Source organism: Methylobacter marinus A45 (assembly GCF_000383855.1).
Classification (GTDB): domain Bacteria; phylum Pseudomonadota; class Gammaproteobacteria; order Methylococcales; family Methylomonadaceae; genus Methylobacter; species Methylobacter marinus.
Genome location: NZ_KB912877.1, coordinates 3704592 through 3729351, shown reverse-complemented (window position 1 = coordinate 3729351; position 24760 = coordinate 3704592). Strand labels below are relative to the sequence as shown.

Annotated in this window: 5 protein-coding genes and 1 pseudogene; 4 read left to right on the top strand and 2 right to left on the bottom strand. The window is 59.2% G+C overall.

Translation table 11 applies throughout. The features are described from left to right. Together METMA_RS24965 and METMA_RS24960 are read right to left on the bottom strand one after the other, a co-directional pair. On the bottom strand, positions 1 to 12200 hold a 12200-nt coding region (locus METMA_RS24965), incomplete at its 3' end, for a non-ribosomal peptide synthetase (protein WP_020160420.1). Positions 12201 to 12253: 53 nt separating this feature from the next. After that, positions 12254 to 18670 (bottom strand): non-ribosomal peptide synthetase, encoded by a 6417-nt coding sequence (locus METMA_RS24960; RefSeq protein WP_198014534.1) that lies wholly within the window; start codon positions 18668 to 18670, stop codon positions 12254 to 12256. Positions 18671 to 20143: 1473 nt separating this feature from the next. On the opposite strand from METMA_RS24960, the gene METMA_RS24955 reads away from it, so the two are divergent. From METMA_RS24955 to METMA_RS0117545, 4 genes and pseudogenes are all read left to right on the top strand, one after another. Next, positions 20144 to 21913 carry an alpha/beta hydrolase gene (locus METMA_RS24955; RefSeq protein WP_020160417.1) on the top strand — a complete coding sequence of 590 codons (1770 nt, stop codon included), beginning with the start codon at positions 20144 to 20146 and terminating at the stop codon, positions 21911 to 21913. A gap of 51 nt (positions 21914 to 21964) precedes the next feature. Beyond that, positions 21965 to 22357: a hypothetical protein gene (locus METMA_RS27120; protein ID WP_156830539.1), complete on the top strand. Its 393-nt coding sequence runs from the start codon at positions 21965 to 21967 to the stop codon at positions 22355 to 22357. 50 nt (positions 22358 to 22407) lie between these two features. Continuing rightward, positions 22408 to 23546: pseudogene (locus tag METMA_RS24945) on the top strand (IS3 family transposase); the annotation flags it as partial. Positions 23547 to 23552: 6 nt separating this feature from the next. After that, positions 23553 to 24542 (top strand): hypothetical protein, encoded by a 990-nt coding sequence (locus tag METMA_RS0117545; RefSeq protein ID WP_232216450.1) that lies wholly within the window; start codon positions 23553 to 23555, stop codon positions 24540 to 24542. The last annotated feature ends 218 nt before the right edge of the window (positions 24543 to 24760 follow it).

Here is a 24760-nt window from a genome sequence, read left to right as displayed (position 1 = left end):
ACGCCGACCGGGACCGGTTGGCCCTGGGCATCCAGGATGTAGATCCGGGTGTTGTCGATCGGCCGGCCGATCGGGATGCTGTTCGTCGAGGTCCCGGCTTCGCAGGCCCAGGCCGTGACGTCTATGGCAGCTTCGGTCGGGCCGTAGAGATTGTGCAATTCCGAATGAGTCAGCAGTTCATGAAAACGGTTGCTCAACGCGACCGGCAAGGCCTCGCCGCTGCAGATCACCCGCCGCAGGCTGGTGCAGTCCGCGGCTTTGCCGTGCTCCAGAAAGATCTGCAGCATCGGCGGCACGAAGTGCAGCGTGGTGATGCGCTGCCGCCGGATGACTTCGCTGAGATAGAGCGGGTCTTTATGACCTTCGGGCTTCGCCATCACCAGACGCGCGCCGGTGAATAACGGCCAGAAAAATTCCCAGACCGAGACATCGAAGCTGAAGGGGGTCTTTTGCAGGACGGCGTCGTCAGCTGTCAGTCCGTAGGCTTTCTGCATCCAGTTGAGCCGGTTGACCACACCGCGGTGCTCGTTCATCGCCCCTTTGGGCTGCCCGGTCGAGCCGGAGGTATAGATGACGTAGGCCAGGTGCCGGGAGGTCAGGCCCAGTGATTGCGGCGGCAGGTTCGTGTCCGGCTGTTCGGCGATCCGACGCCAGTCGCTGTCCAGTGCGATCATACGGGACTCGGTCCAGGGCAGAATGCCCTTGAGCCGCTCTTGCGTCAGCAGCACCCTGGGCGCGGCATCAGCCAGCATGTAGGCCAGCCGGTCCTCCGGATAGGCCGGGTCCAGCGGCACATAGGCGCCGCCGGCCTTCAGGATGCCCAGCAGACCCACCACCATCTCCAGGCTGCGCTCGGCGCAGATCGCGACCAGAACATCGGGGCCCACGCCCGAACGGCGCAGGTAGTGCGCCAGGCGGTTGGCCCGGGCGTTGAGTTCGGCATAGCTCAGCGTCTGATCCTCGAACACCACCGCCGGAGCATCGGGCGTATCCCGCACTTGCGCCTCGAACAGTTCATGGACACAGTTATATTGAGGGTAGTCGGCCTGGGTGGCGTTCCAGTCGTAAAGCACCTGGCGGCGCTCGGCCTCCGGCAGCACGCCGATCCGGCCCATGGCGGTATCCGGTGCGTTTTCCAGGGCAGTGATCAGGTTTTCCAGCGCCGTGTGCATCATCGCGCACAACCTTTCCGGCGCCACTGGCGGCAGGGTTTGCGCGGTCAGCGAGAAGCCTTCGCCCAGGTCGTCCACATCCAGCACGATCGGGTAGTTGGTGCGCTCTCCGCCCGACAGGGTTTCGATGCCCTGCCAGGCGGCGGCACTGTCCGCCGAGGCGTCGACCTGGCTGTGCCGGTAGTTGAGCAGTGCGCTGAACAGCGGCGCCGGCGCCTGCACGCCGCTGCAGCGTTGCGCCAGGCTCAGCGGCGCATGTTCATGGCGCAGCAGGCCGGCCAGCCGGTTCTGCACGTCACGGACCTGTTCCAGGACACTGCCCTGGTCCAGCCGCACTCGCAACGGCAGGGTGTTGATGAACATCCCCAGCACCCGCCCGGCGCCCTCGCCGCTCTGCATGCGCCCGAACAGCACTGTGCCGAACACCACGTCATCGCGCCCGGAGGTCCGAGACAGTACCGCGGCCCAGGCCAGATGGAACAAACCTGCGGCGCTGATGCCCAGGGTCCGGGACTGTTCCCGCAGCCGGCGCGCCAGGTCCGTGGCGACGGTCAGCTCGGCTTCCTGAATACCGCTGCCGTCGCCCAATACGTCGAGCAGACCGAACGGTGCCGTCGGCTCGTCGACATCGGCCAGCATGCCGCGGAAAAAGGCTTCGTGCTCTTCCGGTTTCATCCCCAGTCGGGCCTGCGCGACGAAATTGCGGAACGGCAGCGGCGCCGGCAGTTGCTCTGCCTGATTCAGCTGGTGCATCTGGATCTCTTCCAGCAGGATGGCCAGCGCGGTGTGATCGAGCGCCAGATGGTGCGTCAATAGCAACAGCAGCCAACGCCCTTCCCTGGGATCATGGGCGGTAAAGCCGTTGATCATCGGCGCGACTCGCACGTCGACGCGATAATGTCTCGGATCGTAACGTTCCTGCAACTGTTCGGCCGTATCGCCGGTTTCAGGGTCGATGACGACCTCCTCGATCGCCAGTTCCGCTGCCCGCCAGACCACCTGCACCGGTTCCGGCAGGCCTTCCCAGGCCACGGCCGTGCGCAGGATGTCGTGGCGCGCTATCACCGCCTGCAGGGCGCTCAGGAAACTGTCGAGACGCTCGCGCGTGTCGAACGCCATCAGGTGCGGCAGCAGGTAGGCATCTCCTTCGGATTCCATCAAATGGTGGAACAGAATGCCTTCCTGCAGCGGCGCCAGCGGATAGATGTCCTGCACGTTGGCCGCCCCGCCCGGCACGGCGGCCGTGATGCGGTCGATATCGGCCTGCGCCAGACTGACCAGCGGCAGCAGGTCCGGGGTAATGGCCGTCGCATCGGCCGGAATAGCGTTAGGCGGCACCAGGACCTGCAGGGAATCGCCGCCGACTGCGGCAGCCAGCCCGGCCAGCGTCGGCGTGGTGAACAAGGCTTGCACGTCGGTGTTCAGCCCGGCCCGGCGCATGCGCGCGATTAAGGTCACCGCCAGCAACGAATGTCCGCCCAGTTCGAAGAAATTGTCGTGGCGGCCGACCTGTTCAAGCTTGAGCAGTTCAGTCCAGAGGGCGGCCAGGGTTTCTTCCGTCTCGCCTTGCGGCGCCTCATACTCACGTGCGCCATAAGCATCGCCCTCCGGCACCGGCAGCGCTTTGCGGTCCAGCTTGCCGTTGGCGGTCAGCGGCAGCGCTTCCAGCGGCACGAAAGCCGCGGGCACCATGTACTCGGGCAGCGTCTCGGCCAGGTACGCGCGCAGGCGGTCCACCGTCACTTCGGCGTCGCCGGTGTAGTAGGCCACCAGGCGTTTGTCGCCAGGGACGTCCTCGCGGGCCAGCACGGCCGTTTCCCGTACTCCCGTGTATTCGGCCAGCCGGGCTTCGATCTCGCCCGGTTCGATGCGGAAGCCGCGGATCTTGACCTGATGGTCATTGCGGCCCAGATAGTCGATGTTGCCATCCGCACGCCAACAGCCCAGATCACCCGTTTTGTAAAGCTGAGCCCCGGGCTCGTTGACGAAAGGATCGGCGATGAAACGCTCGGCGGTCAGTTCCGGCCGGTTCAGGTAGCCCTGCGCCACGCCCGGTCCACCGATGTAGATTTCGCCGGCCACGCCAATAGGCACCGGTTGCCGCTGAGGGTCCAGGATATAGATCTGGGTATTCGTGATCGGACGGCCGATGGGAATGCTCTCGGCCTGCTCGGCGATGGCTTCAACTGAATAGGAAGTAGCAAATGTCGTTGTTTCAGTAGGGCCGTAGACATTAAGCAAGCGACATTGAGGCTGGCTGTCCAGGAACTGCTTGGCAATAGCCGGGGAGGCCCTCTCGCCACCGAAGAGCAAATGTTTTAATCGAGCCAGTGCCGTAGGCAATATGACGGCATATTGATTGAACAGCGCCGTCGTCAAAAACAGGGTCGTCGCGCCCTGCTCGGTAAGGCTATGGGCGAACGTTTCAGGCTCAAGAACGGCGGATTGCGGAATAATCAGTAGGCGCGCACCGTTTAATAAAGCCCCCCAGATTTCAAAGGTCGAGGCATCGAAGGCGGGGTTGCTGCAGTGTGCGATACAGTCTGTCGGCTCAATCCGCGCATAGCCATTGTTGATGACGAGCCGGTTGATCGCGCGGTGAGGAACGATCACGCCCTTGGGCACGCCTGTCGATCCTGAGGTATACATGATATACGCCGGCGTATCGGCCGCTCTTTGCAGGTGTAAATCGGCCGATGAGCAATGGGCGATGGCCTCGTTTGCCTGCGCCAGGTCAAGCACCTGAACGCCTGGCCAGTCCCGGCCGGCCGCGCTGTCTTGCGCAACGATCACCTGCCTGGCCTGACAATCCTGGATCATGAACGCCTGCCGGTCCGCTGGAAACTCCGGATCGATCGGCACGTAGGCACAGCCGCTTTTCAGTACGGCCAGCTGCGCTACCAGCATCTCCACACTGCGCGCCATAACGACCGGGATGAAATCGCCGGCAGCGACGCCTATGCGGCGTAAATGGTGCGCCAGGCGGTTGGCCCGGGCGTTGAGTTCGGCGTAGCTCAGCCGGCCGCCGTTCCATACCACGGCATCGGCCTCGGGTGTTTGCAACGCCTGCGCCTCGAACAGTTCGTGGACGCAACTCGCTTTAGGATAGTCGGCCTGGGTGGCGTTCCAGCCGTACAGCACCTGGCGGCGCTCGGCCTCGCCGAGCATCGGCAAACGGGTGACGGCCTGGCTGTCGTCCGCCACCATGCCGGCCAGCAGGGCTTGCCAGTAGCCCAGGTAACGGGCGACGGTGTCTTGGTCAAACAGCGCCGTGGCATATTCGAGACTGCCGACGATGGCGTCGCCGTCTTCTCTCAGCAAGAGGCTCAGGTCGAATTGGGCGCTAGCGTGCGCCACATCCACCGGCGCCAGGCTGAGGCCGGACAGGCTCAGCTCCCAGCCGGGCGTGTTTTGCCAGCCGAACATGACCTGGAACAACGGGGCATGCGCGAGGCTGCGAGGCGGCTGCACGATTTCGACGACCTGTTCGAACGGGATGTCCTGGTGGGCCTGGGCATTGAGGGTCTGGATTTTGACTCGCTCGACCAAATCCGCGACCGTGGGCGAATCCGACAGGTCGATCCGCAGGGCCAGGGTGTTGACGAAGAAGCCGATCAGGCCCTCGATTTCGGCCCGCCCCCGGTTGGCCGAAGGCGTACCGATCACCACATCGTCTTGGCCCGAGAGCCGCGACAGGGTCAGGGCCCAGCCGGCCAGCAGGGTCATGAACAGGGTCGCGCCGTGCTGCTGGCTGAAGGCTTTGAGCCGCGCGCTGAGGTCGGCGTCCAGCCGGACGGCCAGCTGGGCGCCGGCATAGTCCTGCTGCGCCGGCCTCGGCCGGTCACTGGGCAGTTCCAGCAGGGCGGGCGCGCCCGCAAGGGTCTGTCGCCAGTAAGCCGCCTGGGTGTGCAGCTGTTCGCCTTCGACCCAGCGCCGCTGCCAGACGGCATAGTCGGCGTACTGGATCGGCAGCGGCGGCAAGGGGTCGCCTTCGCCGCGGCTGTAGCTCGCGTAGAGGCGGCCCAGTTCGTCGATCAGCACGCCCATGGACCAGCCGTCGGCAATGATGTGATGCAGGGTGATCAGCAACACGTGTTCGTCGGCCGCCAGCCGGACCAGGCGGCCTCGCGCCAGCGGGCCCCGGGCCAGATCGAACGGCGCCTGGGCTTCCTGTTCGGAGAGCCGGGCCAAGGCGGCCGAGGGGCTGGCGTCGGTACTGAGATCGTGTTCCAAGAGCGTGAAGCCGCCGTTAGTGTTCAGAATCAGTTGACTGGCCTCGCCGTCCTGCTCGATGAAGAGCGTGCGCAAGGCCTCGTGGCGGGCCACGATCCGGTCCAGCGCGCGCCGCAGGGCCGCCTCATCCAGCACGCCCGTCAGCCGTATCCCGCCGGCGATATGGTAGGCTTCGCTGGCGCCTTCCATCTGGGCGATGAACCAGAGCCGTTGCTGGGCGAAGGATAGCGGCAAAGGCTGGCCGCGATCGGCTCGCTCGATCGGCGCCAGAGTGTTTGCATCGCTCTGTTGCAGCTGTCTGGCCAGATCCTGCAGGACCGGATGGTCGAACAGGTCGCGCAAGGCCAGCTCGCATCCCATGCCCTGCCGGATGCGGGTGATCACCTGCACCGCCAGCAGCGAATGGCCGCCCAGCTCGAAGAAGTGGTCATGGCGTCCGACGCGCTCGATCCCTAGGATATCCTGCCAGATCGCCGCCAGGGCTTCCTCCTGCTCACCTTGCGGCGCTTCATACTCACGTGCGCCATAAGCATCGCCCTCCGGCACTGGCAGGGCCTTGCGGTCCAGTTTGCCGTTCGGGGTCAGCGGCAGCGCGTCCAGGATCATAAAGGCGCTGGGCACCATGTACTCGGGCAGCACGGCCTTGAGCTGGGCACGCAGTTCATCAATGTTGAGCTCGGCGGAAGCCGTCAGATAGGCTACCAGGCGCTTGTCGCCGGGATGGTCTTCACGGGCAATGACGACGGCCTCGTGCACGCCAGGACAAGCGGCCAGCTGCGCCTCGATCTCGCCCAGCTCGATGCGGAAGCCGCGCACCTTGACCTGAAAATCATTGCGGCCCAGGAATTCGATGCTGCCGTCTTCCCGCCAGCGGCCCAGGTCGCCGGTCTTGTACAGCCGGGCCTGGGGATCGTTGTTGAATGGATCGGCGATAAAGCGTTCGGCGGTCAGCTCGGGCCGGTTCAGATAGCCTCTCGCCAGCCCGGCGCCGCCCACATACAGCTCGCCCATGACGCCGACCGGAACGGGTTCGAGATGAGAGTCCAGCAGGTAGACGTGGGTGTTGGCGATGGGCTTGCCGATCGGCGGCAGGCCCTCATTTCCGGCCGGCACCGGGCAGGAGGTCGAAACCACGCTGTTCTCGGTGGGGCCGTAGTTGTTGACCAATTCGAACGGCAATCCGGCCGGCGGATAGCCGTGCAGCCGGTCGCCGCCGGCCAGCAGGCAGCGCAGGGCCAGCTGTTCGGGCCGGGGGGTCGTCAGCATCAGTTCCGCCAGCGGCGTCGGCATGAACGCCACCGTGATGCGATCGTCGGCCAGCCGTTGCCACAGCGCCTCCGGCTGGCCCAGCAGTTCGGGCCGGACCAGGTGCAGGCTGGCGCCGGCCAGCAGGTACGGCCAGGTTTCCCAGGCGCTGGCGTCGAAGGCCAGGCCCGCCAGTTGCGTGGCCCGGTCGGCGGCGCTCACCTGGAACTGCCGGTTGTGCCAGCTGACCAGGTTCATCACGCCGGCGTGCGGCACCATGACGCCCTTGGGCTGGCCGGTGGAGCCGGAGGTGTAGATCACATAGGCCAGATGCCGCGGGGTCAGGCCGACTGCCGCCAGGTCCGGATTATCGGAGGGCTGATGAGCCCATTGTGCCGCGTCACTTGAAAGATCGATCACTCTGGCGCCGCCTGAGCGCTCTGCCAGCCGGGCCTTGAGCCCGGCATCGGTCAACAGCGCCAGCGGAACGCTATCGGCCAGCATGTAGGCCAGCCGCTCCTCGGGATACGCCGGGTCCAGCGGCACATAGGCTGCCCCCGCCTTGAGCACGGCCAGCAGGCTGATCACCAGCTCGAAGCCGCGTTCCAGGCAGATCGCCACCCGGTCGTCGGGCTTCACGCCCAGGCTGCGCAGGTAGTGCGCCAGGCGGTTGGCCCGGGCATTGAGCTCGGCGTAACTCAGCCGCTTGCCGTCCCATACCACGGCATCGGCCTCGGGGCTGCGGGCAACCTGTGCCTCGAACAGTTCGTGAAGGCAGCGGTCCCTGGGATAGTCGGCCTGGGTGGCGTTCCAGTCGTAAAGCACCTGGCGGCGCTCGGCCTCCGGCAGCACGCCGATCCGGCGCATGGCAGTGTCCGGTGCGCTTTCCAGGGCGTCGAGCAGGTTTTCCAGCGCCCTGTGCATCAGGGCGCACAGCCGTTCCGGCGCCGCCGGCGACAGGGTTTGCGCCGACAGCGAAAACCCTTCGCCCAGGTCATCCACGGATAACACGATCGGGTAGTTGCAGCGCTCTTCGCCCGATGACAGAATTTCGATACCCTGCCAGGCGGCGACGCTGCCCGCCGATCCCTCGGTCTGGCTGTACCGGTAGTTGAGCAGCGCGCTGAACAACGGCGCCGGCGCCTGCACGCCGCTGCAGCGTTGCGCCAGGCTCAGCGGCACATGTTCATGGCGCAGCAGGCCGGCCAGCCGACTCTGCACGTCACGGACCTGTTCCAGGACACTGCCCTGGGCCAGCCGCACTCGCAGCGGCAAGGTGTTGATGAACATCCCCAGCGTCCGGTCAGCGCCCTCGCCGCCCTGCATGCGCCCGAACAGCACCGTGCCGAAGACCACGTCATCGCGCCCGGAAGTCCGAGCCAAAACACTGGCCCAGGCCAGATGAAACAAACCGGCGGCGCTGATGCCCAGGGACCTGGCCTGTTCCCGCACCCGGCGCGCCAGGTCCTGGGCGATGGCTAGCCTGGCTTCCTGAGCCCGGCTGCCGTCGCCCAGGACGTCGAGCAGGCCGAACGGTGCCGTGGGCTCGTCGACATCCGCCAGCATGCCGCGGAAAAAGGCTTCGTGCTCTTCCGGCTTCATTCCCAGCCGCGACTGTGCGACGAAATTGCGGAACGGCAGCGGCGCCGGCAATTGCTCTGCCTGGCCCAGCTGGTGCATCCGGATCTCCTCCAGCAGGAGGTCCAGCGCGGTATTATCGAACGCCAAATGGTGAGCCAACAGCAACAGCAGCCAGCGCCCTTCCCCGGGATCATAGGCGATGAACCCGTTGATCAACGGAGCGACTCTCATGTCGAGGCGATACTGTCTCGGATCGTAGCGTTCCGCCAATTGTTCGGCCGTCTCGCCCGCTTCAGGGTCGATGACGACGTCCTCAATCGCCAGTTTCGCTGCGCGCCAGACCACCTGCACCGGTTCCGGCAGGCCTTCCCAGGCCACGGCCGTGCGCAGGATGTCGTGGCGGTCGATCACCGCCTGCAGAGCTGTCAAGAATCCATCGAGACGCTCGCGCGTATCGAACGCCATCAGGACCGGCATCAGGTAGGCATCCCCTTCGGATTCCATCAGGTGGTGGAACAGAATGCCTTCCTGCAGCGGCGCCAGCGGATAGATGTCCTGCACGTTGGCCGCCCCGCCCGGCACGGCGGCCGTGATGCGGTCGATATCGGCCTGTTCCAGGCTGACCAGCGGCAGCAGGTCCGGGGTAATGGCCGTGCAGCCGACCGGAATACGGTTGGGAGGGATAACCAGTTGCTCGGAGGCGTTGCCGCTATCGGCCAGTGCCGCCAGTCCGGCCAGCGTCGGCGCGGCGAACAGTTCCCGCACGTCGGTATTCAGCCCGGCCTGGCGCATGCGCGCGATCAAGGTCACCGCCAGCAAGGAATGCCCGCCCAGTTCGAAGAAGTTGTCGTGCCGGCCGACCTGATCGACCTTGAGCAGCTCGGCCCAGATCGCCGCCAGGGTTTGTTCGGCCTCGCCTTGCGGCGCTTCGTACTGCCGCGTTTGCAGGGCGTCGGCATCCGGTTCCGGCAGCGCCTTGCGGTCCAGCTTGCCGTTGACGGTCAGCGGCAGCGCTTCCAGCGGCACGAAAGCGGCCGGCACCATGTATTCGGGCAATGCCTCGGCCAGGTGCGCGCGCAGACTGTCCACGCTCACGTCGGCGTCACTGGTGTAGTAGGCTACCAGGCGTTTGCCGCCGGCGCCGTCCTCGCGGGCCAGCACCGCCGTTTCCCGCACCGCCGGATGTGCGGCCAGCCGGGCCTCGATCTCGCCCAGTTCGATGCGAAAGCCGCGCACCTTGACCTGGAAGTCGTTGCGGCCGAGGAATTCGATACTGCCGTCGGCCAACCAGCGGCCCAGGTCGCCGGTCTTGTACAGCCGGGCTTCGGGTTCGTTACTGAACGGATCTTGGATAAAACGTTCGGCGTTCAGCTCCGGGCGATTGAGGTAGCCGCGGGCGACGCCGTCGCCGGCCACGTGGATTTCGCCGGCGACACCGATCGGGACCGGTTCGCCCTGGGCATCGAGGAAGTAGAGGCGGGTATTGGCCATGGGCCTGCCGATGGTGACGCTGGCCATTTCTGGGTTGTGTTTGACGTAGGCGGCCGTGCAGGAGACGGTGGCTTCGGTGGGGCCGTAGGTGTTGACCAGTTTGGTTGGCTTATCGGGCCAGAGCGCTTCCCAGGCTTGCAGCTTTTGCGGCGACAGCGCGTCGCCGGTCACGTTGAGCAATCTGACGCCGGCCAGTTGTTCGCGCGCCTTGTCCGGCGAGCGTTCCCATTCCGCCACCAGGGTGTGCCAGTGCGCGGCGGTCAGGTGCACGAAGGTCGGGCGTAGGTCGCTGTCCATGCCGAACAGCCGCTCGCTCGGCGCCAGCGTCGCCCCGGACAGCAGCGCCGGGAAGATCTCTTCGACGGACAGGTCGAAATTCAGGGAGTTCTGCTGCAGGACGGTATCGGCGCCGGTCAGCTCGAACACCTCGGCCGCCCCCAGGGAATAATTGACCAGGGACTGGTGTTCGATCATCACGCCCTTGGGCTGGCCGGTCGAGCCGGAGGTGTAGATGACGTAGGCCAGGTGCCGTGGCGTCAGGCCCAGCGCTTGCGGGTCCAGGTTAGCGCCAGGCTGTGCCGCCCAGGGCGCCGGGTCGGCGTCGAGCAGCAGGCGCGGTACCGCCGGCGCGCAGTCGGCGAAGCGCGCGGCCAGCCCGCTTTGTATCAGCAGCACCGCCGGGGCGCTGTCGGTCAGCATGTAGGCCAGTCGTTCCTCGGGATAGGCCGGGTCCAGCGGCACGTAGGCGCCGCCGGCCTTGAGAATGGCCAGCAGGCCGATGATCATGTCCGGCCCGCGCTCGGCGCAGATCGCGACCCGGTCGTCGGGGCCGACCCCCAAACCGCGCAAATGGTGCGCCAGCTGGTTGGTTTTGACGTTAAGCTCGGCGTAGCTCAGCCGGCCGCCGTCCCATATCAGGGCATCGGCCTCGGGTGTTTGCAGCGCCTGCGCCTCAAACAGTTCGTGGGCGCAGCGGTCCTTGGGATAGTCGGCTTGGGTGGCGTTCCAGCCGTACAGCACCTGGCGACGCTCGGCCTCGCTGATCATCGGCAAACGGGTGACGGCCTGGCTGTCGTCCGCCACCATGCCGGCCAGCAGGGCTTGCCAGTAGCCCAGGTAACGGGCGACGGTGTCTTGGTCAAACAGCGCCGTGGCATATTCGAGACTGCCGACGATGGCGTCGCCGTCTTCTTGCAGCGAAAGGCTGAGGTCGAATTGGGCGCTGGCGCGCGCCACGTCCACCGGCGCCAGGCTGAGGCCGGGCAGGCTCAGTTTCCCGCCGGGCGTGTTTTGCCAGTCGAACATGACCTGGAACAACGGGGCATGCGCGAGGCTACGAGGCGGCTGCACGATTTCGACGACCTGTTCGAACGGGATGTCCTGGTGGGCCTGGGCATTGAGGGTCTGGATCTTGATGCGTTCGATCAGGGCCGCGACCGTGGGTGAATCCGACAGGTCGATCCGCAGGGCCAGGGTGTTGACGAAGAAGCCGATCAGACCTTCGATTTCGGCCCGGCCCCGGTTGGCCGAGGAAGTACCGATCACCAGGTCGTCCTGGCCCGAGAGCCGCGAGAGGGTCAGGGCCCAGCCGGCCAGCAGGGTCATGAACAGGGTCGCGCCGTGCTGCTGGCTGAAGGCTTTGAGCCGCGCGCTGAGGTCGGCTTCCAACCGGACGGCCAGCAGGGCGCCGGCATAGTCCTGCTGCGCCGGCCTCGGCCGGTCGCTGGGCAGTTCCAGCAGGGCGGGCGCGCCCATGAGAGTCTGTTGCCAGTAAGCCGCCTGGGTGTGCAGCTGTTCGCCTTCGACCCAGCGCCGCTGCCAGACGGCATAGTCGGCGTACTGGATCGGCAGCGGCGGCAAGGGGTCGCCTTCGCCACGGCTGTAGCTCGCGTAGAGGCGGCCCAGTTCGTCGATCAGCACGCCCATGGACCAGCCGTCGGCAATGATATGATGCAGGGTGATCAGCAACACGTGTTCGTCGGCCGCCAGCCGGACCAGGCGGCCTCGCGCCAGCGGGCCCCGGGCCAGATCGAACGGCGCCTGGGCTTCCTGTTCGGAGAGCCGGGCCAAGGCGGCCGAGGGGCTGGTGTCGGTACTGAGATCGTGTTCCAAGAGCGTGAAGCCGCCGTTAGTGTTCAGAATCAGTTGGCTGGCCTCGCCGTCCTGCTCGATGAAGAGTGTGCGCAAGGCTTCGTGACGGGCCACGATCCGGTCCAGGGCGCGCCGCAGGGCCGCCACGTCCAGCGCGCCCGTCAGCCGTATCCCGCCGGCGATATGATAGGCTTCGCTGGCACCTTCCATTTGGGCGAGAAACCAGAGCCGCTGTTGAGCGAAGGACAGCGGTAGACGCTGGTCACGGTCGGCATGAGGGATAGAAGTGTTCTTTAATTGCTTGCGTTTTAAATTTTCGGCTATTGCTTGTTTGATTAATGCTTCGCGTTCGAGTGTTGATAATTTATCCACGGAATAACTTTTCATGCTACCAGCCTTGATTTAAGTTGAAATGTAATTTTCGTCATGATTGATACTCCTCAAGAATCACTTATAGATCTCATCACCTGCAATAAATCATCCTCATCAAACTGAGCCAATTGCGCATCGATGATACGTTCAGCAAGAAATGACAGTACGGGCGCTATAAAGACATCGTGCAGCACCAGTTCAACCTCGAACTGCTGCTTGATTTCACGTACCAGTTTGACCACCAGCAGCGAATGTCCGCCCATTTCGAAGAAATTATCTTGACGGCCGACGCGCTCGATCTGCAGGATATCCTGCCAGATAGCCGCCAGAGCCTGTTCGGTCTCCCCTTGCGGCGCTTCATAGCCTCGTACGGCGCTGGCATCCGGCGCCGGCAGCGCCTTGCGGTCCAGCTTGCCGTTGGCGGTCAGCGGCAACGCCTCCAGTTGCACGAAGGCCGCGGGCACCATGTACTCGGGCAGCGTCTCGGCCAGATGCGCGCGCAGACTGTCCACCGTCACGTCAGCGTCGCCGGTATAGTAGGCCACCAGCCGTTTGTCGCCGGGGCCATCCTCGCGGGCCAGCACGGCCGTTTCCCGCACCGCCGGATGTTCGGCCAGCCGGGCCTCGATCTCGCCCAGTTCGATGCGGAAGCCGCGGATCTTGACCTGGAAGTCGTTGCGGCCGAGGAATTCGATACTGCCGTCTTCCAGCCAGCGGCCCAGGTCGCCGGTCTTGTACATCCGCGCCCCGGGATCGTTACTGAATGGATCTTGGATAAAGCGCTCGGCGTTCAGATCCGGACGATTGAGGTAGCCGCGGGCGACGCCGTCGCCGGCCACGTGGATTTCACCGGCAACCCCCACCGGAACCGGTTCACCCTGCGCATCGAGCAGGTAGATGCGGGTGTTGGCGATGGGACGGCCGATAGGAGGAAGAATGGACGCATTGTTTTTAACAGGCATTGCTGCCGAGGTTGCGACTACCGTATATTCCGTCGGCCCGTAATTATTGACAACCGTAAAGGATAAGTCCGACGGAGGATATCGGTGTAATTTATCGCCACCGGTCAACAACCAACACAGGGCCGATGATTTTGGCCACGCCAAATCCAGCAACAGCTCAGCCACTGGGGTGGGTACAAAAGCGATGGTGATTTCCTGCCTGACTAACCAATCCCTGAGGCGTTCGGAGGATAGCAGTGTTTCTTCATTATCCAACAGATACAGACTGGCGCCTGCCGTTAAGTAGGGCCAAATTTCCCAAACGCAAGCATCGAAAGAGAAACGGGCGAGTTGTGTCGCGCGGCTCGAAGGATTGACTGCGAACGCCTTTTGATGCCAAGTAATCAGATTGACCAGGTTCCGGTGCTCGACTTGCACGCCTTTAGGCTGCCCGGTCGAACCGGAGGTGTAGATGACATAAGCGAGATGCCGTGAATGCACAGCGGCATCGGGCCGCATATCGGGATAATCTGCATGGCCTTCAAGCTGGTCCAGTGTCAAACAGGCACATCCCAACCCGCTAAACTTTGCAAGTAAGCTTTTCTGCGTCAGTACCATACCGGCATTAGTATCTGACAGCATAAAATCGAGTCGATCTTCGGGCAAGCTGGAGTCTAGCGGTAAATATGCGCCGCCTGCTTTCAGAATTCCGAGGAGTCCGATAATCATCTCCGGTGAACGCTCGACACATATGCCTATAACCGTATCCGGCATGACACCTAAAGCTTCCAATTGGAATGCCAGGCGGTTGGCCCGGGCATTGAGTTCGGCGTAACTTAGCCGCCCGCCGTCCCATACCACGGCATCGGCCTCGGGGGTGCGGGCAACCTGCGCTTCGAACAGTTCGTGGATGCAGCAGTCCTGAGGATAATCTGCCCGGGTGGCGTTCCAGTCGTATAGCACCTGGCGGCGCTCGGCATCCGGCAATACGCCGATCCGGCGCATGGCGGCGTCCGGCGCGCTTTCCAGGGCGTCGAGCAGGTTTTCCAGCGCCGTGTGCATCATCGCGCACAGCCGTTCCGGCGCCGCCGGCGGCAGGGTTTGCGCCGTCAACGAGAAGCCTTCGCCCAGGTCGTCCACGGATAACACGATCGGGTAGTTGCTGCGCTCTTTGTCCGACAGGACTTCGATGCCCTGCCAGGCGGCGCCGTCCGCCGAGATTTCGCTCTGGCTGTGCCGGTAGTTGAGCAGTGCGCTGAACAGCGGCGCCGGGGCCTGCACGCCGCTGCAGCGTTGCGCCAGGCTCAGCGGCGCATGTTCATGACGCAGCAGACTGGCCAGCCGCTGCTGCACTTCATGGACCTGTTCCAGGACACTGCCCTGGGCCAGCTGCACTCTCAGCGGCAGGGTATTGATGAACATCCCCAGCATCCGGTCGGCGCCCTCGCCGCTCTGCATGCGCCCGAGCAGGACCGTGCCGAACACCACGTCATCGCGCCCCGAGGTTCGCGCCAACACCGTGGCCCAGGCCAGATGAAACAGGCTGGCGGCGCTGATGCCCAGGGTTCGGGACTGCTCCCGCAACCGGCGCGCCAGATCCGTGGCAACAGTCTGGTTGGCTTCCTGAATCCGGCTGCCGTCGCCCAGGACGTCGAGCAGGCCGAACGGCGCCGCCGGCTCGTCGACATCCGCCAGCATGCCGCGGAAAAAGGCTTCGTGCTCTTCCGGCTTCATCCCCAGTCGGGCCTGCGCGACAAAGTTGCGGAACGGCAGCGGCGCCGGCAGTTGGTCGCCCTGGCCCAGCTGGTGCATCCTGATCTCCTCCAGCAGCAGGCCCAGCGCGGTGTTATCGAGAGCCAGATGATGAGTCAACAGCAGCAGCAGCCACCGCCCTTTCCTGGGATCATAGGCGGTGAACCCGTTGATCAACGGCGCAGCCCTCAAGTCGAGGCGATAATGTCTCGTATCGTAGCGTTCCAGCAATTGTTCGGCCGTCTTGCCAGCTTCAGGGCCAATGACAATATGCTCGACCTTTAACTTCGCCTCGCGCCAGACCACCTGCACCGGTTCCGGCAGGTCTTCCCAGACGACTGCGGTGCGCAGGATGTCGTGGCGTGCTATCACTGCCTGCAAAGCGGCCAGAAAACCGTCCTGGCGTTCCTGCGTGTCAAACGCCATCAGGACCGGTTCCAGATACGCATCTCCGTCGGACTCCATCAAATGGTGGAACAGAATGCCTTCCTGCAGCGGCGCCAGCGGATAGATGTCCTGCACGTTGGCCGCCCCGCCCGGCACGGCGGCCGTGATGCGGTCGATATCGGCCTGTTCCAGGCTGACCAGCGGCAGCAGGTCCGGGGTAATGGCCGTCGCATCGGCCGGAATGCGGTTGGCCGGGATGACCAGCTGTTCGGAGGCGTTGCCGCTATCGGCCAACGCCGCCAGCCCGGCCAGCGTCGGCGCGGCGAACAATTCCCGCACGTCGGTAGCCATCCCGGCCTGGCGCATGCGCGCGATGAGTGTCACCGCCAGCAGCGAATGCCCGCCCAGTTCGAAGAAATTATCGTGCCGGCCGACCCGGTCGATCTTGAGCAGTTCGGCCCAGATGTCCGCCAGAGCCTGTTCGGTCTCGCCTTGCGGCGCTTCATACTGCCGCGTTTGCAGGGCGCCGGCATCCGGTGCCGGTAGCGCCTTGCGGTCCAGCTTGCCGTTCGGGCTCAGCGGCAGCGCGGCCAGATGCACGAAGGCGGCGGGCACCATGTAGTCGGGCAGCGTCTCGGCCAGATGCGCGCGCAGACTGTCCACGGTCACGTCGGCGTCGCCGGTGTAGTAGGCCACCAGCTGTTTGCCGCCGGGGCCGTCCTCACGGGCCAGCACCGCCGTTTCCCGGACCTGTGGATGTTCGGCCAGCCGGGCCTCGATCTCGCCCAGTTCGATGCGGAAGCCGCGGATCTTGACCTGGAAGTCGTTGCGGCCCAGATACTCGATGCTGCCGTCTTCCCGCCAGCGGACCAGGTCGCCGGTCTTGTACAGCCGCGCTTCGGGATCTGAGCTGAACGGGTCGGCGATGAAGCGCTCGGCGCTCAGTTCGGGCCGGTTCAGGTAACCGCGACCGACCTGGACGCCGCCGATGAACAGTTCGCCGGGTACGCCGACCGGGACCGGTTGGCCCTGGGCATCCAGGATGTAGATCCGGGTGTTGTCGATCGGCCGGCCGATCGGGATGCTGTTCGTCGAGGTCCCGGCTTCGCAGGCCCAGGCCGTGACGTCTATGGCGGCTTCGGTCGGGCCGTAGAGGTTGTGCAATTCCGAATGAGTCAGCAGTTCATGAAAACGGTTGCTCAACGCGACCGGCAAGGCCTCGCCGCTGCAGATCACCCGCCGCAGGCTGGTACAGTCCGCGGCTTTGCCGTGCTCCAGAAAGATTTGCAGCATCGGCGGCACGAAGTGCAGCGTGGTGATGCGCTGCCGCTGGATGATTTCGCTGAGATAGACCGGGTCCTTGTGCCCTTCGGGCTTCGCCATCACCAGGCGTGCGCCGGTGAATAACGGCCAGAAAAATTCCCAGACCGAGACATCGAAGCTGAAGGGGGTCTTTTGCAGGACGGCGTCGTCAGCTGTCAGTCCGTAGGCTTTCTGCATCCAGTTGAGCCGGTTGACCACACCGCGGTGCTCGTTCATCGCCCCTTTGGGCTGCCCGGTCGAGCCGGAGGTATAGATGACGTAGGCCAGGTGCCGGGAGGTCAGGCCCAGCGATTGCGGCGGCAGGTTCGTGTCCGGCTGTTCGGCGATCCGACGCCAGTCGCTGTCCAGTGCGATCATGCGGGACTCCGTCCAGGGCAGGATGCCCTTCAGCCGCTCTTGCGTCAGCAGCACCCTGGGCGCGGCATCAGCCAGCATGTAGGCCAGCCGGTCCGCCGGATAGGCCGGGTCCAGCGGCACATAGGCGCCGCCGGCCTTCAGGATGCCCAGCAGGCCCACCACCATCTCCAGGCTGCGCTCGGCGCAGATCGCGACCAGGACATCGGGGCCCACGCCCGAACGGCGCAGGTAGTGTGCCAGGCGGTTGGCCCGGGCGTTGACTTCGGCATAGCTCAGCGTCTGATCCTCGAACACCACCGCCGGAGCATCGGGCGTATCCCGCACTTGCGCCTCGAACAGTTCATGGACACAGTTATATTGAGGGTAGTCGGCCTGGGTGGCGTTCCAGTCGTAGAGTACGCGTTGAAGCTCATCCGCTTCCAGCAGACTTATCCGGCTTATAGGTACATCGAGCGTAGAGGACGCGAGTCTGGCAAGCAAACCTAGCAGACGACGCATATGAGTCGCTAAACTTTTTTCGCTGTAATGCAGAGGATTGGCATTAAAATCAAAGCGCAAGTCGAAACCGCTCTGGTTGTCGTAAACATTTAGAGAAAGTTCGAACTCCGGTCCATTGGAAAGATTATGAGTCCGGGCTGGATAACCGGCAAAACTCTGAACGTAATCGAAAACCATGGCATTGACTGTCATGCCATAGAAATGACTTCCGTTCGGAGGTAAGCCAAAATCCTGACGAAGGTCCTCGCTCCGATAGCTTTGATGGCGCAAGGTATCTCGCATGGATCTAGTCGTCTGGCTGAGAAACTCTCCAAAATTCTGTCCGGAATCAACTCTCAATCTCAGTGGAAGAATATTCGACATCATACCGGGAATATTGCGCATTTTTGCGCCAATCCGGGCGGATACCGGTATGCCGATAATAATATCCTCCTCGCCTGAAAACCGATTCAAATAAAGCGCTACAGCAGCGGTGATCACTTGAGTCAAGCTCGCGCCATGGGCCGCGCCCAGACTGCGTAATGTCTCTGCCGTCGAATAGGCCAAGTAATCTGTCTTACGGATATGTTGGCTGCATGGAATCGGTTCCGGCTGCTTGCCTGACAGCGTTACCGGCCCTGGCCTGTCTTTCAGTTGGGCTATCCAATAATCCCGATCTCGCCCGTATCTTGCGGAATTACGATAATTCTCTTCATTTTTCAATACATCGAGCCATGAACCTGAAGTATTGTCGTCCAGGGGCTTAACTCCGCTCATGGAAGAATATATATCGACAACTTTACGGGCAAAAAGCGCACCGGTAAATCCATCTGAAATAAGGTGGTGCGCGCGTTGATAATAAATAAAGAAATCGGAACGTATTTTTATAAGTGCAAATATAGATATTGGACCATGGACGATATCGCAGGCTTGTGCCATGTCTTCATGCATCCAGCCTTTAGCAGTGGCATAGGGATCTGTTTCAGTACTGAAATCCAAATAATGTATAGCCCAGTTTTTATCGCCGGAAAAGTATTGCCTTGGTCCTTCCTCAGTAGTAATAAAACGAAGGTGAAAGCTGTCGCTTTGATCCAGAACAGTGCTCACTGCCAATCTGAACAGGTCCGGATCAATGGCGCCTGAAATTTCGGTATATTCACCAATGTTATAGGCTGGGTTTTCAGGGTCCAACATCTGAGCAAACCATATAGAGGCTTGCGCACTAGTCAATGGATAATATAAGGACATGATTTTTGCCAATCCTTGTAGATTGAGTTGAAATAACATCCCAAGAAGTCAGCCATAACTTTAGTAGCCACTCCCGGACAACCGTTTTTTTCATATTTTTCACGCAACACTGTAAGTTTGCTTAAATTTAATTCAGCGAATTGTTGAACCAGTGAATTATTGAGTCTTAGTTCTAATGCCCACTATAAGCCGACAATCTTTATCTGACGGCCATTAGTAAGGGATAACCTCTATCTAACACTTATCATAAGCTGACAATCCTTATCCCAAATTCCTTACAAGCGGATAATCTCTATCTAACGGTCATTATAAGGGGGACGAGCATTCGATACCATCGCAATACCCATCCAACTGGATGGAGGTGCGCAATTAAGACGCCAATCAATTTGAGGAACGATTATATAGTTTTGTGGAGTTGTAGTTCATTGGTAAAAACACCTATGGCAATTCAATCAAATCTTTTCATGGTTCATGGTCGTATCGCAAAATTTGTCAGGTTAGACGGTAATTGTCAATTTAGGAATCGAATGCTCGGGTAATACGTTTTAAAGGCGTCAACTTTCCAAAGGAGTATTTTACACGCCATGTTTTTCTGATATCCGCTAGGCCGTTTCCTCCGGAGTCTCGAAGAAATTCTATCGGAAAGAGGCGTTAAGGATTTGGCTAAATGACTTCTTGAAATTAGCATCCAGCATAGGAAGTGCTAACCGGAAGTAGGCGCTCCAGGCAGCGCGGTGAAGCGCATCGCTCGCGAACGATGCGCCTCCTGGCGTCGGCGCATCCTATGTTTAAACAGGGACGTTATTTACGACCAAATCCTGAAAAGGATCACACCTCGCTCAACTGTTGGATAATTAGTTACACCTGCTCTGGTTTTGGAAGCAAGAAATCGCAAGCGGGCCATAGCTTCTTCCTGGCGCATGGATGAAACCTCCATCAAGCCAGAGGAAAATGGGGTTACTTATGCCGTGCCGTTGATATATTCGGCGATACCGTTGACTTTATGCTTTGAACATCCACGGCCACTGCCTTTTTCAAGCAAGCGATTGATGGCAATGGCTTTCCGCATAAAGTTCTCATGAATAAAAGAATTGTTTACTAAATTTCGGTCAGCAAAATTGCCATAAAAATATCTTGCCCAATCTCTAACACATAAGTAGTGGTACGTATATAACTTCAGCTATAAAAAAATAAATAATAGCTACCGTCTTATGCAGAGAAAGACTTCTTCAAGATAGATAATCATTAAATCAACTCATCATAGCAGTTAGTTATTTACTGGCCGCTTATTATATAAGTTAGAAAAATACCTTATTACTATCTATTAATAAAGGAGGTGATGGTGGTGGTAGGTGGCAGTAAGATAAAAAAAATACGACTAAACACATAATTCTGCCAACCGATAGTCCGTCTGTGCCTATCAAAAATTAAAGCAACCGAACCTATTAAAACCTTATCTAAAGTGGTGTGATAATGATTCTTAAATATTTTTATCGGTGGTCTAGTGTCTTGTTACTTATTCCGGGAATAGTTTTGGCAAACCAGGGCGGAAACAGGGAATCGCCTGCTAATGACTGGAAAACGTGTTATCAAGAATCCGGTCTCCCATTTCTTTGTGGATCCAAGCCGCCAGCTATTGACTGGGAAGCGTGTTATCGAGAATCCGGCCTCCCATTTCTTTGTGGGTCTGTCGATGTACCTCTCGACTATAATGCGCCTGAAGGGGGAAAACTAAACCTTGCCCTGATTAAATTGCCAGCCGCCATGGGTGAAAGAAGCCGGCCTGTCAGAAAAATTGGATCGCTTTTCCTCAACCCCGGAGGGCCTGGTATTTCGGGAGTCGACTTCGTGCTCGGCGCTGGCCAGGTGCTTCCGTTAGAACTCCGCGAACGCTTCGACATAATCGGCTTCGATCCTAGAGGAACAGCCCGCAGCAATCCTCTAGTGTGCTTTAACGGTCCTGTTACCGCGCCGCCGTTCTTTTTCCCCCGCACTCCTGCCGAAGAAGCCTTGACGGCAAAATTCGATTTGCGTCTGGCCACGAAATGCAAAGCTAACGGAGGCAGTGTGTTTGATCATATGTCAACCGCTAATGTAGCCCGAGATCTCGATGTGCTCCGCCAGGCAGTTGGCGATAGCAGACTCAATTATGTGGGTTACAGCTATGGCAGCTTTCTCGGCATCACTTACGCGAACCTATTCCCCAACAGGATCCGAACCATGGTTCTGGATGGCATTGTTGATCCCATAGCCTACACGACCGGTGACGGCGACGAGGGATATACGCTACCAGTTACTACCAGACTCCGCAGAGCTGAAGGGTCGCAGGCGACGCTGAATGAATTTTTCCGACTTTGCGATCAAGCGGGCCTAGATCAGTGCCCCTTCGGCAATATGGCGGCCAGCAAGTTTGATTTCTTGGTCGATCACCTGCGAGCGGCTCCAGTTCATATCATCGATCCGATCACCGGTCCTTATGACCTTACCTATGATCGGTTCATTGCAACGGTTTTCGGCGCACTGGTGAACTCATTGGAATGGCCGCTGCTGTCGGTAACCTTGAATGAAATTCACGCCGCTATCAGTGATGGTTCGGAAGACACAGCCAAGAGGGCTGGAGAAGCATTAGCTGTTTTAGCAGCCACCATAGGTGATCCGGCTGATCCCGAAGATCCGACACAGACACTCGCCGCGCAGCAATTTTCGGTCTTGTGTACCGACTCCATTAATCCCGATAATCACGAAGCCTGGTCCTTAGCGGGAGCGGCAGCCGATGAAAATGTTGGAGTATTCGGGCGCATCGCAACCTGGCAATCCAGCCCTTGCGCGGTTTGGCGGAGTAACGATCCGGATCGCTATCTCGGCCCGTTTTCCCGCGTGACCTCAAAACCGATACTCATCGTTGCAAACCTTTTCGATCCCTTAACGCCGTATGAAGGAGCCCAGCAAGTACACGGTCTCCTGCCCAATTCAGCCCTTTTGACTCTGGAAGGCTGGGGACATACGTCACTTTTTCTCTCGAGCTGCGTGGACCAGACTGTGTTTAGCTATTTGCTCACCTCCAGAGTTTCCAGAACTGAAACCAGCTGCCAGCAAGATGTAACACCTTTCGCCGATACATTGGCGGAACCGATGATAGCCGCCGACGAAACATCACCTGAAGCTAACAGAGCGAATGCAAGACGGCGGACAATGCAAAAAATCGGGGGACCAGTCCTGCTGGGCCCAGAAAACAGGCAGTAGCTTTAAGTGATAAAACCGCTCATTGTGATCTCAACTTATGAGGAAAAAACAATGGGCAAGAAAAGAAGAAATCGCTCACTGCCATTAAAAGCCAAGGTGGCCAACCACCACAGATTGCAGCAATCAAAATGCTGCCGTAGTGAGCGTTGTTGGAAAAGGCGGATTCCTCCGTCAAGTGTGAGTCAAGGAGACGAACGTGAGCGAACCGCTGATGACGTGTCGAAACGTATTCCATCGTCATCAAACTCGGGTTTCAGATTTCTGCTCCGCGACGAAGCTTGGAAGATGCCGCTTTCATGCCCAATTAGTGTTAGGCATGAAGGCGGCATGACCTTGGTTAAGGCTTTGGTAAGAAGCGTAGAAACCTGTTATCCCTATGCAAGGGATAGTGCGCAAGGCGCTGTCAACTTCACGAGCAAACGAAAGATTTATAAAACAGCATGATAAAGATAATTGTAATGGTCTGATTTTGATGGACACCGTTATAGAAGGAAAACACCCTACCTAAACGGAGAAAATTAGACGCCAGCTTCAAGCTCAAAATTGTGCATCTGATCAAAGATCAAGAGTTGAGTGTCCCAAATCTGAACGAGACGGCCGTCAGGCGTTGCCTGGAACAGTGGGACAGTTGAATGCCGAACTGGTCGGCAAGACGGGTATCGGCAAACCGTTGGCAGCTGAACAGCAGCGTATCCGCCGACTGGATACAGAGAACCGGCAACTCTGCCTGGATAATAATATATTAATACCTCTATGGCACAAGAAAAGGCTTCCGCCTTCTTTGTCCGGGAACTGAAATGAACTACCGGCTGGATCAACAGTCGTAGCAAAGGCCATCCCGGTTCAGCATAGTTTCCGAGCCTTAGAGATCAGCCGTTCAGGCTATTATGCCACTCGGCAACGTGCTCGGCGTCAAAAGCTGTCCGCACCATAAAAGAGCAGTTGCAAAGTGCTTTCGAAACCAGTAGTCGCTGTTTCGGCTGGCAGCTTCTACAGGGTGCATTAAACACCCAAGGTATTCGGATCGGTCGTTATCGGGTGGGCAGTCTGATGTGGTTCATCTGCTCAAACCGGTGTGAAAGTGTGGTTTGACCATACTGACGACAGCAGGCATAACCTGCCGGTATTCGACAATGTGCTGAATCGTCAGTTTGAAACGGCGGAACCTGACCATGATTGGGTTGCCAGACATGACCTGTGTTCGCACTTGCAGCGGCTGACTGTACTTGGCCGGCGTACTGGGTTTGTATTCGCACAAGCTGGCGGGCTGGACCATGGCGCGCGGCATGCCGGCGGAATTGGCGTGTTAGGTTTTGCAGAGGACCATCTGTCAGCATCAACCAGCGCCGGGCCTGATTATCCATTCCGACCGCGGCAGCCAGCATGCCAGCCAGAACTATCGGAATTTGCTGGATCGGTATGGTTTACAAGACAGCATGAGCCGTAAAGGTATTTGCCGCGACAACAGTATGATGGAGCACTTCTTTCCGAACCTGAAAATGGAACGGGTTTGACGGCGAAATTATATAATCATGAAGAAGCCATACGGGATATAATCGATTACATCGTAAGCTTTTACAACAGCCAGCGTTTGCATTCCAAACCTGGCTATCTGCCGCCCAATGACTATGAACGAAAAATGATAGATAAACAACCTATTCTAGCGCCCGAAAAAACTTGGCCATTACAAATGAATAATCAACCGTTTATTTTCAATCAGCTTCATATCGAAGTGGCGCGCAACGCTTCTGATGACTTCAATTTGTTTCATGATAAACACAAATGGCTACAAATTGTGCATAACCCGTTCAAAGGCCCTATCGTGTTGGGTTTTCAGCTCAATACACTGATTGAATATCAAATGCGCCTCTACAGAGAAGCTCATCATGAAAACAAAGTGATTACCGAAAACAATCTGCGTTTCAGTAACTATCAAATCACTTTTGTTAATGCCGTTCGCCCTCAAATACCCGTTTATCTGAATATAAAAAAAACACTGATTAACACTGCCCCCAGTCTGACGCTCGGTAATCGCATTGCAATGAAATCGGACGGCAAAACCGTGTTGCTGGGCTATAAAAAAGAAACGCAAGAGTCACTATTTTTAGCTGACACCAAACTTGACAATTTGCCCGATCTTGATGAAGTCCCGGATTGCACCATCGTTCCCGGCACTCATTATTTTCTTAAACGGAAATATCTAAATAATGGATCGGTTAAAAACTTTCTATCCGGGTCTTTCGCCGAGCAATCCGACTATTTCGATGAGTTACGGCAGATTGCGCAGTACCCAGAGATATTTCCTTGCAGCCTTAGCTCCGGTGCATTATTGGAAAAGGCACAATTGGAAAATCATGACTTTAAGCTCAATCCCATGGTCTATACGTCTCATGAAATTTCAGTGGATCGGCACTATTTAAGTTCAATTAGGAATAATGAAAAGCTACATATTCTGGTGGATCAACTACCGGAATCTAGTAGTAATACATTAAACCAGACCAATATCATGCTAAGGACATATAATTGTTACGGTTTGTTACAAAACAATGTCGTATTATTCAGAATGACGCTGAACCTTGTTTCCTTAAAAGACATACTCAAAAATCTTTCTGATCAGGAAACAAACTGAAACTCCCGAAATTTTTGAAATCCGATTACCAGAGCATTATCCTTCAGTTGAATACATAGCCTGAATGCTTGAAGCAGTTCGGGCATTCGTCGGCCTGAAAACGATCCATTATTCGCGTTTCGTTTTGCCGCTGTCAACGGTCTTCACGACATGCAGGCGTAGGTGGAAGTCTTATGAATCAGGATTTATTGGCTCATCCCTGATACCAACAAAACTCT